The organism is Herminiimonas sp. CN, from assembly GCF_000622895.1.
Lineage (GTDB): Bacteria > Pseudomonadota > Gammaproteobacteria > Burkholderiales > Burkholderiaceae_D > AVCC01.
In genome coordinates this window covers 1-16,824 of record NZ_AVCC01000072.1, presented here as the reverse complement: position 1 = coordinate 16,824, position 16,824 = coordinate 1, and the positions used below count along the sequence as shown (strand labels likewise).

The 16,824-nt window shown below is 62.4% G+C and carries 15 protein-coding genes; 8 read left to right on the top strand and 7 right to left on the bottom strand.

The window, feature by feature from the left end; all coding sequences use genetic code 11:
• Positions 1–97: 97 nt before the first annotated feature.
• The 6 genes from chrA to HMCN_RS0113810 form a co-directional block, all read right to left on the bottom strand.
• Positions 98–1,309: a chromate efflux transporter gene (gene chrA / locus HMCN_RS0113835; RefSeq protein ID WP_035627212.1), complete on the bottom strand. Its 1,212-nt coding sequence runs from the start codon at positions 1,307–1,309 to the stop codon at positions 98–100.
• A gap of 118 nt (positions 1,310–1,427) precedes the next feature.
• Positions 1,428–3,878 (bottom strand): endopeptidase La, encoded by a 2,451-nt coding sequence (lon, locus tag HMCN_RS0113830; RefSeq protein ID WP_025917944.1) that lies wholly within the window; start codon positions 3,876–3,878, stop codon positions 1,428–1,430.
• Positions 3,879–4,001: 123 nt separating this feature from the next.
• The gene (locus HMCN_RS0113825; RefSeq protein WP_081801520.1) at positions 4,002–5,018 is read right to left on the bottom strand and encodes a tyrosine-type recombinase/integrase; all 1,017 of its coding nucleotides are present in this window, start codon (positions 5,016–5,018) and stop codon (positions 4,002–4,004) included.
• A gap of 173 nt (positions 5,019–5,191) precedes the next feature.
• Entirely contained in the window at positions 5,192–5,515 is a 324-nt protein-coding gene (locus HMCN_RS0113820) for a YnfA family protein (RefSeq protein ID WP_025917942.1), read from the bottom strand.
• 9 nt (positions 5,516–5,524) lie between these two features.
• Positions 5,525–6,568 carry an EamA family transporter gene (locus HMCN_RS0113815; protein ID WP_369792154.1) on the bottom strand — a complete coding sequence of 348 codons (1,044 nt, stop codon included), beginning with the start codon at positions 6,566–6,568 and terminating at the stop codon, positions 5,525–5,527.
• 31 nt (positions 6,569–6,599) lie between these two features.
• On the bottom strand, positions 6,600–8,915 hold the full coding sequence (locus HMCN_RS0113810; protein ID WP_025917940.1) for a heavy metal translocating P-type ATPase: 2,316 nt from the start codon (positions 8,913–8,915) through the stop codon (positions 6,600–6,602).
• Positions 8,916–8,998: 83 nt separating this feature from the next.
• Here HMCN_RS0113810 and HMCN_RS0113805 point away from each other — a divergent pair, with 83 nt between their 5' ends.
• The 6 genes from HMCN_RS0113805 to HMCN_RS0113780 all read left to right on the top strand — a co-directional run bounded on the left by HMCN_RS0113805 (position 8,999) and on the right by HMCN_RS0113780 (position 14,177).
• Entirely contained in the window at positions 8,999–9,427 is a 429-nt protein-coding gene (locus tag HMCN_RS0113805) for a Cd(II)/Pb(II)-responsive transcriptional regulator (RefSeq protein WP_025917939.1), read from the top strand.
• Positions 9,428–9,675: 248 nt separating this feature from the next.
• Positions 9,676–10,710 carry a DNA-binding protein gene (locus HMCN_RS0113800; RefSeq protein ID WP_025917938.1) on the top strand — a complete coding sequence of 345 codons (1,035 nt, stop codon included), beginning with the start codon at positions 9,676–9,678 and terminating at the stop codon, positions 10,708–10,710.
• Positions 10,711–10,841: 131 nt separating this feature from the next.
• Positions 10,842–11,648 (top strand): AmmeMemoRadiSam system protein B, encoded by an 807-nt coding sequence (gene amrB / locus HMCN_RS19420; protein ID WP_155837580.1) that lies wholly within the window; start codon positions 10,842–10,844, stop codon positions 11,646–11,648.
• Positions 11,638–12,225, top strand: a complete 588-nt coding sequence (gene amrA / locus HMCN_RS0113790) for an AmmeMemoRadiSam system protein A (RefSeq protein WP_081801519.1) — start codon at positions 11,638–11,640, stop codon at positions 12,223–12,225. The genes amrB and amrA overlap by 11 nt, the downstream gene beginning before the upstream one ends.
• A gap of 186 nt (positions 12,226–12,411) precedes the next feature.
• Positions 12,412–13,500 (top strand): AmmeMemoRadiSam system radical SAM enzyme, encoded by a 1,089-nt coding sequence (amrS, locus tag HMCN_RS0113785; protein WP_025917935.1) that lies wholly within the window; start codon positions 12,412–12,414, stop codon positions 13,498–13,500.
• 14 nt (positions 13,501–13,514) lie between these two features.
• Positions 13,515–14,177, top strand: a complete 663-nt coding sequence (locus HMCN_RS0113780; RefSeq protein WP_025917934.1) for a dienelactone hydrolase family protein — start codon at positions 13,515–13,517, stop codon at positions 14,175–14,177.
• Positions 14,178–14,212: 35 nt separating this feature from the next.
• Here HMCN_RS0113780 and HMCN_RS0113775 read toward each other — a convergent pair whose 3' ends face one another.
• Positions 14,213–15,040, bottom strand: a complete 828-nt coding sequence (locus tag HMCN_RS0113775; protein ID WP_081801518.1) for a class I SAM-dependent methyltransferase — start codon at positions 15,038–15,040, stop codon at positions 14,213–14,215.
• A gap of 291 nt (positions 15,041–15,331) precedes the next feature.
• Here HMCN_RS0113775 and HMCN_RS0113770 point away from each other — a divergent pair, with 291 nt between their 5' ends.
• On the top strand, positions 15,332–15,610 hold the full coding sequence (locus HMCN_RS0113770) for a DUF4389 domain-containing protein (protein WP_025917932.1): 279 nt from the start codon (positions 15,332–15,334) through the stop codon (positions 15,608–15,610).
• A gap of 2 nt (positions 15,611–15,612) precedes the next feature.
• Complete coding sequence (locus tag HMCN_RS0113765) at positions 15,613–16,596, top strand: ribose-phosphate pyrophosphokinase (RefSeq protein WP_025917931.1); 984 nt, start codon at positions 15,613–15,615, stop codon at positions 16,594–16,596.
• Positions 16,597–16,824 lie beyond the last annotated feature (228 nt).

Below are 16,824 nucleotides of genomic sequence, written 5' to 3'. Positions count from 1 at the left end.
ATAAAACATACATTTACCGCTTTATTTTAATGCGGATTTTAAAATACATTGCCTAGTATGTTAAATGATCCGGATCGACACCTTGCCGCGCTTCGCGTCAAAGCACCGCACTCAACAGCCAGCCGGCCATGCCGCACCCAAGGACGACCAGCCAGGGCGGCAGTTTCCAGAACATCAGTGCGACCAGCCCGATCAGCGCCAAGCCGAAGTCGCCCGGCGCCTGCACCGCATTGGTCCAGACCGGGTTGTAGAATGCCGCCAGCAGCAAGCCGACCACGGCTGCATTGACTGCGGCAAGTGCGGCCCGGGTGCGGACATGGCGACGCAATTGCTCCCAGAACGGCAACACGCCGGCCACCAGCAGGAACGATGGCGCGAAGATGGCAAGCAGGCAAAGCAGGCCGCCCGCCACGCCGCTGGGCGCGCCGTTCATAGCCGCGCCGAGAAATGCCGCAAAGGTAAACAGCGGGCCGGGAACCGCTTGCGCTGCGCCGTATCCGGCCAAAAAGGTCTGGTTCGAGACCCAGCCGTTCGGCACCACCTCGGCTTGCAATAATGGCAGCACCACATGGCCGCCGCCGAACACCAGCGCGCCGGCCCGGTAAAAGGCATCGACCAGCGCCAGCGCCTGATTCGGCCAGACTTGCACCCAGACCGGCAAACCCAGCAGCAGCGCGAAAAACAGCCCAAGCAGCATGACCGCGGTGCGCCGCCCGATTAAAATCGGCAGCGGCTCATGGTTGCCGACCGGCAGCGGCTTGAACAGGAGCAGGCCCAGCACAGCGGCAGCGGCGATCACGCCGATCTGCCCCCAAGCCGTCGGCCACAGCAGGGCGGTGCAGGCGGCGCCCGCGGCAATCGTGATGCGCGCGGTATCGGTGCAAAGACTGCGCGCCATGCCCCACACCGCTTGCGCTACCACCGCAACAGCAACCACCTTCAGGCCATGCAGCAGGCCTGCCGGCACCGCATCGCCCCAGCTTGCCAGGCCCTGCGCGAACAGAATCAATGCCAGCGCCGAGGGCAGGGTAAAGCCGGCCCAAGCCGCCAGCGCGCCGGCAAATCCGGCCCGGGTCAGTCCAATCGCCATGCCGACCTGGCTGCTGGCGGGGCCGGGCAGGAATTGGCACAGGGCAACCAGATCGGCGTAACTGTGCTCGCTCAGCCAGCGCCGCCGCGTGACGAACTCGTCGCGAAAGTACCCGAGGTGCGCAATCGGGCCGCCGAACGAAGTCAGCCCGAGCCGCAGGAAGGCGACAAAAACCGCCCAGGCGCTGACAGCTGCGGTCTTTTCAGTTTCAATCTTCATCGATAACATGCACTGCATCCTGATATTCAACCAGGTGGATGGTAATCGAAACCGTATAACGAAAAGCAATAATTCGCGGCAGCCGCCGCTTGCGCTGTGCGTCTTGCCGACAGACGCTTCAGTTGGGAAGTACCTCCGTATCTATGGGGCCTAATGCCGCGCGCACCGCGTCATCGACGGTTTCCAGCCAGACGAACTTCAGCCGCGCCTGCGCGTCCTGCGGAATTTCCTCCAGATCCTTCTGGTTGCGCAGCGGCAGCAGGACGGTTGTAATGCCGGCCCGCAGTGCGGCCAGCACTTTTTCCTTGACGCCGCCGACCGGCAGCACCAGACCGCGCAGGCTGATTTCCCCGGTCATTGCATGGTCGCTCTGGACCGCCCGGTTGGTGGCCAAGGACGCCAGCGCAATGAACATCGCTACCCCGGCGCTGGGCCCGTCCTTGGGGATGGCGCCGGCCGGCACGTGGATGTGAATGTCTGTTTTGTCAAACAGATCGGGGTCGACCTGCAATTCGGCAGAGCGCGATTTGAGAAGAGTCAGCGCCGCTTGCGCACTTTCCTTCATCACTTCGCCGAGCTGGCCGGTCAGGATCAGTTTGCCGTGCCCGGGTGCGCGGCTGGCTTCGATGAACAGGATGTCGCCGCCGACCGGAGTCCAGGCCAGTCCGGTCGCCACGCCGGGGACGCTGGCGCGCATGGCCAGTTCGCCTTCGTATCTGGCGGCGCCGAGAATGCCGTGCAAATCGGCGGCGTCGATGCGCACGTGGTCTGCGGTGCCTTCGGCAATGCGCATTGCGACATGGCGGAAAGTATTGCCGATTTCGCGCTCCAGATTGCGCACGCCGGCTTCACGCGTGTAGTCGCCGATGATGGCGTGAATCGCTTCGGCGGTGATTTCGCACTGCTGCGGCTGCAGGCCGTTGGCTTCCAGCTGGCGCTGAATCAGATAGCGCTCTGCAATTTGTGCTTTTTCCTGCTCGGTGTAGCCGGGCAGGTGGATCACTTCCATGCGGTCGCGCAGCGGGCCGGGAATAGTATCGAGCATGTTGGCGGTGCAGATAAACATCACCCGCGACAGATCGAACGGCACTGCAAGATAGTTGTCGCGGAACGTGCCGTTCTGTTCCGGGTCCAGCACTTCCAGCAAAGCCGACGACGGATCGCCATGCACGCCGGTGCCGAGCTTGTCGACTTCATCGAGCATCATCACGCAGTTATTCGTGCCGGCCTTGCGGATCGCCTGGATGATGTTGCCGGGCAGGGCGCCGATATAGGTGCGGCGGTGGCCGCGGATCTCGGCTTCGTCGTGCACGCCGCCCAAGCTGATCCGCACGAACTTGCGGCCGGTGGCGCGGGCGATGCTTTGCCCGAGTGAGGTCTTGCCGACGCCGGGCGGGCCGACGAAGCACAGGATCGGGCTCTTGCCTTGCGGATTGAGCTTGCGCACCGCCAGATGTTCGAGGATGCGGCGCTTGATCTTCTGCAGGCCGTAGTGCTCGTCGTCCAGTATCTTGCGTGCTTCGGCAATGTCGATGCGGTCGTCGCTGGCCACCGACCACGGCAGTTCGGTCAGCCATTCCAGATAACTGCGCAGCATCGAATATTCCCCCGCCGCTTCGGACATGCGCTCCAGTCGCCGCAACTCCTTTCGGGCGTGTGTATTGACCTCTTCCGGCATTTTTGCCTTGGTGATCGCTTCCAGCAGGCCGGCGGTTTCTGCCGCGCTACTGTCTTCTTCGCCCAATTGTTTCTGGATTGTTTTCAGTTGTTCGCGCAGCAAGCCTTCGCGTTGCCGCTCTTCCAGCCGCTTTTTGGTCTGCTCGTCGATGTCATGGCTGATGCGCAGCACGTCGATACGGCGCACCAGCAACTGCAGCACCCTGTCCAGCCGGGCCTGCAGGTCGAAGGTTTCCAGCACATCCTGTTTCTCTTCAGGCAGCAAATCCATCAGGCCGGCAATGAAATCGGCCAGCATCCCCGGCGAGCGGATATTCATTGCCATCGAAGTCAGCTCGGCCGGCGCCTGCGGCAGCAATCGCAGGATTTCGCCGGTACGCGCTTTCAGCTGCAGCATGCGCGCCTCGATTTCGGCGCTCTCTGCTTCCGCCTCAGGCTCATCCAGCGGTGCGATGCGGGCTACGTGGAATGGGTAACCGGCCAAAAATTCCAGCACCCGGAACCGTTGCTCTCCCTGGCACACAATGTGATGCGAGCCATCCTGCAAAGTCACGTAGCGGACGATGCTGGCGGTGGTGCCGACCTGATGCAGGTCATCCGGTTCGGGGGCGGCGATCTCGGGATCGCGCTGCAGAATGATGCCGAGCTTGCCTTCGCTGCGGGCAGCTTCGCGCGCCGCGGCGATCGAGCGCTCGCGGCCGATGGTGATCGGCACGATCAGGCCGGGGAACAGCACCATGTTGCGCACTGGGACGACGATGATGGCGTCCGGCGGCAACGTCAGCGGCGGATTTTCCTCCTCTTGAGATGGCGTTTCTTCCGGCTCAGAAGGCTGTGCCGCAGCTTCGCCGGCTGCAGAATCGGCAGTTTTTTTTTCGTGTGCATTGTCCATGATTCACCTGTGGTAAGTGACAGATTGCGGCACGTTGCCGCAGCGAGGCGGGCGGGCTCCAGGCCTTAGTATCGGCAACCGGGAATCGCCGGTATTGCGCTGGCACAAAGACGGAAAAACGATTCAGGATTCAGGTTTGAGCAGATTGCCGGCCGCATTGTGCCGGAACTGGTCGGCTTCCTCGATATAGCCTTGCACTGTGCCGTCATGGCGCCAGCCGCCCTGGCGCTTGATGTCGATGAAATTGGCGCCGGCCCGATGCGCGCTGGTAGCCAGCCCGCGCCGGAAGCTGTGGCTGCTCAGTTCCGGCGCATACGGCAGCCCGATCGCCTCTGCGCAGGCCGCCAGGATCGCGTTGACGCTGCCGGCATACAGCGCCTCGTCGCCAATCCGGTCCCAGCGCGTGATGCGCCGGAACACCGGCCCGGCGCTGATTCCCGCCGCCTGCAGCCAGCGTTTGAGCGCAGTGGCCGGGCAGCAGATGCCGCTTGCCGCGCCATACGGGATCGCGCACGTGATTCCCTGGCCTTGCTGATCGGTCTTCGAGCGCACCAGCGTGATTGCCAGGCCGGCGGGCTCCCAGGCCAGGTCCTGCAATTGCAGGCCGACGACTTCGCTGCGCCGGAACGCGCCGAAGAACGCCAGTTGCAGCAGCGCGCTGTTGCGCAGCGCCGCCAAGCCGGGCTGCTGCGACAGCGCCGCGACCATCCGTTCCAGGTCTTCCAGCGGCAGTGCCCGCGCTTTTTTCTTCGGCTTGCCGTGGGTGCGCCCGATCCCGCGCAGCATCCGGCGCAGCTCCGGATGGTCGGTCGGATCGGCAAAGCCCTGGAAGCGGTGCCATTGCGACAGCGCAGTCAGGCGCAATGCCAGCGTGCCCGGGCTCAGGCTGGCGGCATAATTCAGCAGGTAGCGCGTCACCAGCGCGGTGTCGCACGGCAATACGCCGCCCCACGCATAAAAATGCCGGATCGCGGAACGATACGAACGGCGGGTATTGTCGGCGGTGGCCGCAGCGAGGAATTGCCGGTGCCTTTCCTGCACTTCCGATTCGGTTAGCAGCGTGCCGTCGCTGCGCCGGACCGCGCCGGCCGCTGTCAGGCAGGGAACAGGCGGCAGCGCGGGAGAGGTATCAGCAGTCATGGCGTGAAATCATTCGGAAAAAAGGCGCGCTGGATGGCCTTGGCAAAGATTTGGAGCGATTATTGTACTCGCTTGGGTATATTTCACTTCCACAATGAAAATAAGCGGAAAGTGGCATGAAAATGCAGATACCCCATATTTTTATCGAGATCACGGGTGTTTTCAAAGACGTTTCACGAGCGCCATCCAGCCACGATGATCGCCATGCCCAGCAGCGCGATGCCGGCCCCGATCCAGTCGAAGGCGGACAGCCGCACGCCGTCCACCACCTGCAGCCACACCAGGGCGGTTGCCACGTACACCCCGCCATACGCCGCATACACCCGGCCGCTGGCGACCGGGTGCAGGCTGAGCAGCCAGACGAACAGGGCCAGGCTGGCGATAGCCGGCAGCAGCAGCCAGGCGCTGCCGGCCTTGCGCAGCCAGACATACGGTAGGAAGCAGCCGACGATTTCCGCCAGCGCCGTGACGATGAACAGCAGTATGATTTTCAGCATCGGCGGCAGTCAGTGCGGGTGGCGATGGTGGGCATCGGGGAAATGCGGATGGCTGTGGGTCAGCGCCTCGTGCCGATGCCAATGGCTGTGCCTGGTGCCGGGCGCAACCGGAGCCTCGTGGGCATGCTGATGATGGGCGTCGTGGGTGTGCTCATGCGCGTGCTCCAGCACTTCGTGCGTGTGTTCGTGCTCGTGGCGCTCGCTCAGGTGCAGCCAGACTCCGAGCAGCATCAGCGCTGCGGCAACCAGCAGCGGCAAGGTCAGGGTTTCCCCCATCGCGATGGCGAGTAGCGCGCCGAAGAACGGCGCGACCGAGAAGTAAGCGCCGGTGCGGGCGGTGCCGAGGTGGCGCAGGCCGACCACAAACAGCACCAGGCTGACGCCGTAGGCAAGAAAGCCGATCAGCAGCGCGCCCGCCAGATGCGGCAGCGGCGGCCATACTGCACCCAATGCGAAGGCCAGAATCAGATTCACCGCACCGGCCACCAGTCCCTTGACGCAGGCGATCCAGCTGGCGTCGGCCAGCGACACCTTCTGCGTCAGGTTATTGTCGATGCCCCAGGCGAAACACGCACCCAGCACGGCCAGCGCGGGCCAAAGGCCGGCGAAGCGGGCTTCGCCCGGCCAGCTCAGGACGATTGCACCGGCCACGATCGCGGCCATGCCGACTGCAATGCGGCGGTCGAAATTCTCCTTGAAGGCGAACCATGCCAGCAGCGCGGTAAATACGCTTTCGGCGTTCAGCAGCAGCGAGGCGCCGGACGCCGGCATGCCGGTCAGGCCCAGCATCAGCAGCACCGGCCCGACGATGCCGCCGGCCACAATCGCGCCGGCGAACCACGGCAGCTCGGCGCGCGGCAGCCTGACTGCAGCGCTGCGCTTCACGCGGCGATACAGAGCAAGGCCAATGCCGGAGCCGAGGTAGAGCAAGCCCGCCAGCAGCCCGGGGCTGACGCTGCTCAGCAGCAATTTTGCAAACGGCGTGCCGGCGCCGAACAGCAGGGCGGCGCCAAGCGCTGCCGTCACTCCGGGCTGGCCGGCTTTTTTTCGCATGTTCATATGTCGAATTCTACCAACCGGCCAGTCAAATGTGGCTGGCGGTCGCAGCCTGCCAGGAAAAGTGCCGAAGCAGGCGCAAGCCGTTGAAGACCACCAGCAAGCTGGCTCCCATGTCGGCAAAGACGGCCATCCAGAGCGTGGCGTGGCCGCTCAATGCCAGGCCGAGGAAGACAATCTTGATGCCGAGCGCCAGCCCGATGTTCTGCTTCAGAATCGCTCCGGCACGCCGGCTCAGGCCGATGAAATCGGCGATCTTGCGCGGATCGTCGTCCATGATGGCGACGTCGGCGGTTTCCAGCGCGGTGGCGGTGCCGGCCGCGCCCATGGCAAAGCCGATGTCGGCCCGCGCCAGCGCCGGCGCATCGTTGACGCCGTCGCCGACCATGCCGACCGTGCCATGCCGACCCCGCAGTTCCGCGATGGCCGCTTGCTTGTCTTCCGGCATCAGGTTGCCGCGCGCATCGTCGATACCGAGCTGGCCGGCAATCGCGCGCGCGGTAGCCGGGTTGTCCCCGGTCAGCATTACCGGCATTACGTGCAGTGCCTTCAGAGCCGTCACCGCGGCCCGGCTTTCCGGCCGGACCGTATCGGCCACGGCAAACAGCGCCACCGGGCCGCTGGCCGCACATAGCACGATGGCAGTCTTGCCGGCGTTTTCCAGCACGGCCAGTTGCGCTTCCAGCGCCGGCGAGCACACGCCGAGCTCCTCGACCAGGCGGTGATTGCCCAGATGCCACTGCTGCGTCCCGATGCGGCCCTTGACGCCGCGGCCGTTGAATACGCCGAAGTCTTCCACCGCTAGCGCTACCGCATCCGGCTGGCGGGCGCGCCAGCCGCCGACCAGCGCTTGCGCGACCGGATGGCTGCTGTGCTGATCCAGGCTGGCTGCGATCAGAAATGCGTTATCCAGCGGCACGTCGCTTAACGCAACGGCATCGGTCAGCACCGGCGTGCCGCGGGTCAGGGTACCGGTCTTGTCCAGCGCCACCGCTTGCAGCAGCCGGCCGCCTTCAAGGTAGGCTCCGCCCTTGATCAGGATGCCGTGCCCGGCGGCTGCCGCCAGCCCGCTGACCACCGTAACCGGAGTCGATACCACCAGCGCGCACGGGCAGGCGATGACCAGCAGCACCAGTGCCTGATACAGCCAATCGCCCCACGCTCCGCCGGACAGCAACGGGCCGAGAGCAGCCAGCAGGACGGCCAGCGCGACCACCGCGGGCGTGTAGTAATGCGCGAACCGGTCGACGAAGCGCTGGGTTGGCGCCCGTTGCGCTTGCGCGTCCTGAATCGCGGCGGCGATGCGTGCCAGGGTGCTGTCGCCGGCGGTCGCGGTGACGGTCGCTTCGACCACGCCATCGGTGACAATGCTGCCGGCGTACAGAGCGTCGCCGAGCTGCTTGTCCACCGGCAGGCTCTCGCCGGTGATCGGCGCCTGGTCCAGCGCCGCGCTGCCGGATGCGACAACGGCATCGAGCGGCACCCGCGCGCCGGTGCGCACCCGGATCCGGCTGCCGATGGCGACCGTGGTAACCGCTTGTTCTTGCCAGCCATCGACTACCTGAACTTCCGCGGTTTCCGGCGCCAGCGCGGTCAGCGCTCTGATAGCGTGGCGCGCCCGCGCTAGGGACAGCGCCTCGATCGTCTCGGCGAGGGCGAACAGAAACACCACCATCGCCGCTTCCGGCCACCTGCCGATGATGACGGCGCCGGCAACCGCCAGCGACATCAGGAAATAGATGTTAAGAGTCAGGTTCCGCAGCGCGATCCAGCCCTTCTTCAGCGTCGGCAGGCCGGTGCAGAGGATCGATACCGCAGCCAGGGTCACCACCGGCCAGGAAGCGTCCTGGCCGCTGATCCAGGCAAGAGCTTCGGCGCCGGCTGCCGCCAGGCCGCTGACCGCCAGCAGCCATTTCAGTCTTGCGCTCAGGGCCGGTGCAGCGGCCGCGGCCGGCGCGCCGGCTTCGAGCGGGCTGGGCGCCATATCCAGCGCCTCCAGCGCGGCGGCAATCGGCTGCGGATCGTGCAGACGGTGGTACACCGTCAGTTCCCGCTCCAGCAGGTTGAAATCGAGCCGTGCGATGCCCGGCATCGGTTCCAGCCGGTTGCGGATCAGCCGTTCCTCGGTCGGACAGTCCATCTTGTCGATGCGGTAACGCACCCGATCGAGGCCTACCGGCGCCGGGGCTGGAGTGGGCAGCGCGGCATCTGCGGCGGCGTTCGCGGTCGCGCTGCAACAGGGATCGATCCGGTCATGCCGATGGCCGTGGCCGGCATCGCCGCATCCATCATTTTGCGACGCATGGCGGTGCAGCGTAGATTCGGGCTTGTTGCGCTGGTTCATGGCTGCGTATCGGTGGGAACAATGTCATCATTAAACAGTCTGTAGCTACTACAGGGTCAAGCGTTTTTTTGGAGGACTATGCGATGAGAATCGGTGAACTGGCGCAACGCAGCGATTGCGACGTGGAAACGGTGCGCTTTTACGAGCGCGAAGGATTGATCGACGTGCCGGCGCGCGAAGCCAACGGCTATCGTCGGTATTCCGAGGCGCAGCTGGTGCAGCTTAACTTCATCCGCCACTGCCGCTCGCTCGGCATGGGCTTGCCGGACGTGCGCATCTTGCGCAGCTTTCAAGCCAAGCCCGAGCTGGCCTGCGACAGGATCAACCAGTTGATCGACGGGCAGATCGAGCGCATTCACCTGCAGGTCGAATCGCTGCGGCAACTTGAGCGGCAATTGCACACGCTGCGCGATACCTGCCACGCCAACCAGAAAGCCAGCGAGTGCGGGATCATGCGCAATCTGGCGCAAGCGGCCGAGGGCGAGGGTTGCTCTTGCCATCCGAAAGACTGAATGCAGATTCCTGGACCGACTTGAATCGGGATTGCGGAGCGCGGTTTTTCCGGTTGCGCAATCTATCATTTTCCCGATGTATCGAACATTACGCATTTCCGGGCCGGCCTTGGCTTCATAAGTCACGATAATAAACATTATCGTGACTTATTAATCATAAATTTCTAAAAGCAATAAATCTATTTTTATCGTATTATTACGTATTACGTATTACGTAATACGTTATTAAATTCAACCGGAGGATTTTCATGGCGCGTGCAGGAATTACCTATGCCGAAGTGGAGCAGGCTGCTGCAGTTCTGGCAGCGGAAGGCAAGAATCCGACGGTCGATGCGGTGCGCGCGGCGCTCGGTGGCACCGGCAGCAAAAGCACGCTGGCGCCGCTGCTCAAAAGCTGGAAAAGCGCGCGCCAGGAACAGGCGCAGGTGCAGCAGGCTGGCCTTCCGGCGCAATTGCTGGACGTGGTCAAAGGATTGCATATGCATTTGCAGCAGGATGCGCAGCAGCAGGTGCGGGCCGCGCAAGTTGCCGCCGAAGCCGTTGTCGCCGAATGCCGGCAGCAAGTCGAAGCTGCGGACGCGGCAACAGCAGAGCTGGCCGGCAAGCGCGCTGCGCTGGAATCCGATTTGACGCAGGAAAAAGCCCGCCGCGCACAACTGGAAACCGCGCAGCACGCACTGCAACTGGCATGCGCCACGGCGCAGGAGCAGGGTGCAGGATTGCTGCAGCGCCTGACCGACCGCCAAAGCGAAATCGACAACCTGAACCGGCAGCTGGCCCAGTCGCGCACGCAGTTCGAGCATTATCAGGAAGCGGCCGCCGCGCAGCGCGCCAGCGAGCGCGAGGAGGCGCAGCAGCGCTGCAACCGGCTGGAGCAGGAGGTGGGCGAATTGCGGCGCAATCTGGCCGGCCAGCAGAAAGCCCTGGCGCAGCGCGAAACCCAGCTGGAGCAATCCGGCGCGCGCAACGCTCGTCTGGAAACCGACCTTACCGCCTTGCGGCAAACACATCAGGCAGCAATGGCGGAGCGCCAGCAACTTGGCCAGGAGATTGCCGCGCAGTCGCTGCTCTGTGCCGAATTGCGCGCGCAGCTGAAGGCGGTGTCGCAAGCGATGGGCGCGGCCGGCGCGGAACTGGCCGTACTCCGGCATCAGGCGCCGCAACTGCAGGCCCGCCTGCTGGAGCAGGAGAATCGCGCTGCGGCATTGCAGCTGGAAAACCATCTGCTGATGCAGGACAAGGCGCGGCTGGAAGGGCGGCTGGTCCAGATTTCCCAGGCGTGATTTACAGGACGAAAGCATCTTGCAGACAGCAGGAATCAGCGCGGCCCGGGCTTGATAAATGCAGGCGTCACCCGCATTTTTGTACTGTAGTTCACACGTTTCCACAATCCTGCATCGATTCGGAGATTGCCGTGCATACGATCCGTCCGCCCGCTGTCGCCGGCGCTTTCTACCCGGCGCAAAAACACCTGTTGGCAAGCGATCTGGAAGCCATGCTGCAAGCGGTCCAACCGCCCGTCGGCGCCGTTTGCCCGAAGGCGATCGTGGTACCGCATGCCGGCTACCGCTACTCCGGCCCGACTGCCGCAGCCGCCTATGCGCGGCTGGCCGCCGGACGCGCGCAAATCCGGCGCGTGGTATTGCTGGGGCCGGTGCACCGGGTGCCGGTGCGCGGGCTGGCGCTGCCCGGTGTTGACGCCTTTGCCACGCCGCTGGGCGTGATTGCGCTCGATGCGGCGGCCGTCGCATCGATTGCCGGCATGCGCCAAGTCACGGTCAGCCCGGCCGCCCATGCACTGGAGCATTCGCTGGAAGTGCAATTGCCGTTCCTGCAATCGGTGCTGGAAGATTTCACGCTGGTGCCGCTGGCGGTCGGCGACGCCACTCCGGCCGAAGTGGCGCAGGTGCTGGAAGCGCTATGGGGCGGGCCGGAAACGGCGATCGTGATCAGCTCCGACCTGTCCCACTTCCTGCCTTACCGCAGCGCGCAGGCAGTCGATCGGGCAACCGTGCGCAGCATTTTGCAACTCGACAGCACGCTGACGCATGAGCAAGCCTGCGGCGGCACTCCGGTCAACGGCTTGCTGCTGGCCGCGCAGCGCCACCGCCTGCAGCCTGAACTGCTCGAACTATGCAACTCCGGCGATACCGCCGGCGACAAGGATCGGGTGGTCGGCTATGCGTCGCTTGCCTTCCTGGAGGAAATGGATGATGCCTGAAACCGCCAAGAATCCCGGGCAAATACTGCTGCCGATTGCCCGTGGCGCGATTTCCAGCGCGCTGGGAAATACTGTGGCAGCGGACGAAGACGCCGCCTGGCTGCAGGAGCCGGGCGCATGCTTCGTGACGCTGACGCAAAGTCGGCAATTGCGCGGCTGTATCGGCACGCTCACCGCGCACCGCCCGCTGCTGGCAGACCTGAAAGCCAACGCCCAGGCTGCAGCCCTGCGCGATCCGCGCTTCCCGCCTTTGGCCGCAAGCGAGCTGAACCATATCGAAATCGAAGTGTCTCTACTATCAGCAATGCAGGCGCTGCACTTCTCCTGTGAAGCCGATGTTTTGACCCAATTGCAGCCGGGAGTTGACGGCGTAATGCTGGAATTCGGTCAGTACCGCAGCACGTTCTTGCCGCAGGTATGGGAACAGTTGCCGGTCGCCGCTGAATTCATCGCGCAACTCAAGCAGAAGGCGGGATTGCCGCCGGATTTCTGGGTGCAACAGATCAGGATCAGTCGCTATACGGTGCGCAAATGGAGCGAAAAGGATTTTCATGCAGATCTGCACAACATGAAATAAGGCGGGGTATAGCTTAAAAACATGTTTTCACGCATGTAAATATTGCGATCATGTAAATACATTATCCAGTATATTTTTCATGCAAAACCACGTTGCCTGCCCGGCTTGCGACACCGCCGGTAACGGGTGAGATCGGCATCGCGCTTTCTGGATGCAAACGCATAGGGTAATAAAACACGGGGCTACATGATGGAAAATTCCAGCTACCCAGCACGTTACTGGCACCTGCTCGAAGACGGCCGCATGCAGTGCGACCTGTGCCCGCGCGACTGCAAGCTGCACGAAGGGCAGCGCGGCGCCTGCTTCGTGCGCATGCGCGACGGCGATCGGATGCTCCTCACCACCTACGGGCGCTCGTCCGGCTTTTGCATCGACCCGATCGAGAAGAAGCCGCTCAACCACTTTTATCCGGGCAGCAGCGTGCTGTCGTTCGGCACCGCCGGCTGCAATCTGGCATGCAAGTTCTGCCAGAACTGGGACATCAGTAAATCCCGCGACATGGACAGCCTGATGGACCAGGCATCGCCGGAAGCGATTGCCGCCGCAGCGCTGCAGTCCGACTGCAGGAGCGTGGCATTCACCTACAACGATCCGGTCATCTTTGCCGAGTACGCGATGGATGTGGCCGATGCCTGCCATGCGCACGGCATCAAGACGGTGGCAGTGACCGCCGGCTATATGCACGACCGGGCCAGGCGCGATTTCTACGCCAAGATCGATGCGGCCAACGTCGACCTGAAGGCGTTTTCCGACGATTTCTACGCCAAAATCACCGGTGCGCACCTGCAGCCGGTGCTGGATACCTTGCGTTATCTGAGGCACGAAACCGATGTCTGGTTCGAGATCACCACCTTGCTGATTCCCGGCAAGAACGACTCCGATCGGGAACTCGCCGCGATGAGCAAGTGGATCAGGCAGGAATTGGGCACCGATGTACCGCTGCATTTTTCTGCCTTCCATCCCGATTACAGGATGGCGGACATCCCCGCCACGCCGCCGGCCACGCTGGTGCGCGCCCGAAACATCGCCTTGCAGGAAGGGTTGCGCTATGTGTATACCGGCAACGTGCACAATCAGGAGGGCGACACCACCTTTTGCCCGGATTGCCATGCGCCGCTGATCGTGCGCGACTGGTACCAGATCGAACAGTACCGGCTGACAGAAGACGGCCGCTGCCCGGACTGCAGCGCTACGGTGGCAGGACATTTTGCAGAGCGGGCAGGGCGGTTCGGCAGGATGCGCATACCGATTGCAATCAACCGGAGCGCAGCCTGAAAAGGGGAGTCGTGATGTCAGATGCCGTTGCCCGACTGGTCCGCATTCCAGCCGACTCGGTCCATGTCGAAGGCATGCTGACAGTGCCGGATGCAGCGCAGGGGATCGTGCTGTTCGCCCACGGCAGCGGCAGCAGCCGCCACAGCCCGCGCAACAATTACGTCGCCCGGGTGCTGCAGGAGGGCGGGGTCGGAACGCTGTTGATGGATTTGCTCACGCCGCAGGAAGACGCGGACTACCAGACCCGCTTCGACATCCCGTTGCTGACCCGCCGCCTGCTCGCCGCCACGCGCTGGGTGCAGGCTGAAAATGCGACACAAAACCTGGCCATCGGCTATTTTGGCGCCAGCACCGGCGCCGCCGCCGCATTGCAGGCCGCCGCGCACCCTGGCCAGGAAATCGGTGCTGTCGTGTCCCGCGGCGGACGGCCGGACTTGGCCGGGCAAGCTGCCCTGGAGCAGATAAAGTCTCCAACCTTGCTGCTGGTGGGCGGCCTCGACGACGTGGTGATCGACCTCAACCGCGCGGCTTACGCCTGCCTGCGCTGCACCAAGGAACTCTCGATCATCCCGGGCGCAACCCACCTGTTCGAGGAGCCGGGAACGCTGGAGCAGGTCGCGCACCAGGCCGCCGCGTGGTTCAGCCGATACCTGAAGGCGCCGCACGGCGCCCGCTAACCCGCCAGCCCGCTGCTAGCATCAGGAACCCAGACTCAGATCGTCAGATCGTCATAGGGGTCGTGCCTTTCCAGCAGGTAGACCGAGTTGCCTTTAACTTCCCCGTTAAAGAAATAATCCAGGATGAATTTGGGAATCTTGTTCATACCCAGGTCCACAGATGCCTCCACGACGGAAATCGTCTTTTCAACGCGATAACCGCTGACCAGGAATATCGATTCGGGATGATCGACCGGCTTGAAAAACGCGCCTATGCTGGCAGCAAGCTGATACAGCTCCTGCCCGTAGTTTTCAACCATCTGGCGATTTACCAGATCGCAAATAAGTTCATGTTTGGGAAATAAATCATCGAATATGCCAAGCAACTTCCTGACTTCGTTCTCATCCAGGTAAATAAAGACCCCTTCCAGAACGAACACTATCGGCCCGTCGCGGGGAACAGGCAGGAGCTTCTCCTGCAGCGAATCCGCGCAAAAATCGATGGAAACGCGGCGCAACGGATTGGCGCACGCGGAAATGGGCAGGCGCGCATTCTTATACTCGATCACCTGCGGCTCATCCAGCTCAAACCATCTGCCCCCGGCCAATCGATAAGGGCGGCTATCGAAACCGGCGCCTATCGTCACGATGCGCAAATCAGGATGCACGCGCAGCATGCGACGCACAACATCATCGATGATGCGGTGCCTGACAATGATGCTGGCGCTGGAAAATATTTCCTCTTTGAACTTATCGTAGATGCCCAGACCATAGTCTTCCATGAACAATTTTGCATACGCATCGCCGCACACCGGATGTTCCGATGCGGCATCCTGCATCCGCACGCCGCAGCAATAGAAGGCCATATCTGAAATTGGTTTCATCCGGCGACTGCCCGATCATTGCAGGATTCGGCATGAGGCTTGCTGCAAGATGGCCTCAAGAGATGGATTGGAATACCGAATACACATTAACCGAGGAAAGTAATTCCTTTGTTGAGGCGCATCAAAATTCATTGGCCATCCGTGCATATGCTTTTCAGAGCAATTAACGATTCCCCATGCAGATGCCCGTGGACATGGTGCCGTCAATGCAATCCATGCAATCTAACGTCGGAGGCCGCGTGAGAATGGCGGACCAGGCTGGAAAAACTGGGCCGGCAGAGCGCTAATATCATGAATCAGTTGCCAGCCATCACTACACGCAAGCGCAACATCTGGATCCGCGGCGCGTTCATGCTGCTGATGGCACTGATCTATCAATTGGCCGGAACGCTGCTATTCGTGGTGGCCGGCCTGCAATTCATATTCGCGTTGATAAATGAAGCCCCCAATGCGCGACTGCTCGCCTTCGGCCGCGGCCTGGGGCGCTACCTGCGGCAAATCGCCGGCTTCCTGACCTTTGCCAGCGATGAACTGCCGTTCCCCTTCGCCGACTGGCCATCAGGAAATTGACTATGACTAATGAACTGATGCTGTTTGCGCTGGAAGACAGTCGTGCATTCGGCGAGCAGGTAAGCCGCCATCTCGGCATCGGCCTGAGCCCGCACGAAGAAAGGGAATTTGAGGACGGCGAACACAAGACGCGCCCCTTGGCCGGCGTGCGCGGCAAGGACGTATTCGTCATCGAATCGCTGCATGCCGACCACCGGCAGAGCGTCGCCGACAAGTTGTGCCGGCTGCTTTTCTTCGTCGGCGCGTTAAAGGATGCCGCAGCTGCGCGGGTGACCGCCATCGTTCCCTATCTCGGTTATGCGCGCAAGGACCAGAAGACGCAGCCGCGCGACCCGGTCACCACTCGTTATGTCGCGACGCTATTCGAAGCGGTGGGCACCGATTGCATAGTGACGCTGGATGTCCATAACCTGTCAGCATTTCAGAATGCATTTCGTTGCCGAACCGAGCATCTGGAAGCCAACATGCTATTCGCCAGGCATTTTGCGTCGTTGCTGCAGGAGCGCGAAACGGTGGTGATGGCACCGGATGCCGGCGCCATCAAGCGAGCAGAGCGCTTCAGGCAGTCCCTGGCCAAGGCAATGGGCAAACCGGTCGGTGCCGCATTTGCGGAAAAGCATCGCAGCCAGGGCATCGTCAGCGGGGACCTGATCGTCGGCGAGGTGAAGGATAAATACGTGATCATCATCGACGACCTGATCAGCACCGGAACCACAATCGCCCGCACCGCAAGAGGCTGCCATGCGCTCGGAGCGGCCAAGGTGTATGCGGCCGCATCCCATGGCCTGTTCCTGGGAGGCGCTGATGCCATTCTGGCCGACGATGCCTTGGAATCGATCGCAGTCACCGATACCGTGCCGTCGTTCCGGCTGGGGAATGGGCCGGTCAAGGCCAAGCTGTCCGTTCTGTGCAGCACGGCACTATTCGCCGAAGCGATCCGCAGAATGCACGATGGCGGATCGATCAGCGATTTGCTGAAATCCTGATCCGGCCTGTGGCCCAGGCAGTGTGGGCGAAGATCCGGCGTTTATATATACAGACATGAGTATATTTATAGGACGCATTAAAATATGCTTAAAATTCTATAAAAATAGATATACTCATTGTTTTTTTAGGTCAAATAGCACCCTAAGCTGCATTCGTGTCGGCCGTGTCTTTCTGGAAATGTCCAATTCCTGCCTGCATTAAAATAAGGAGCAACGCTGCTACTGTTC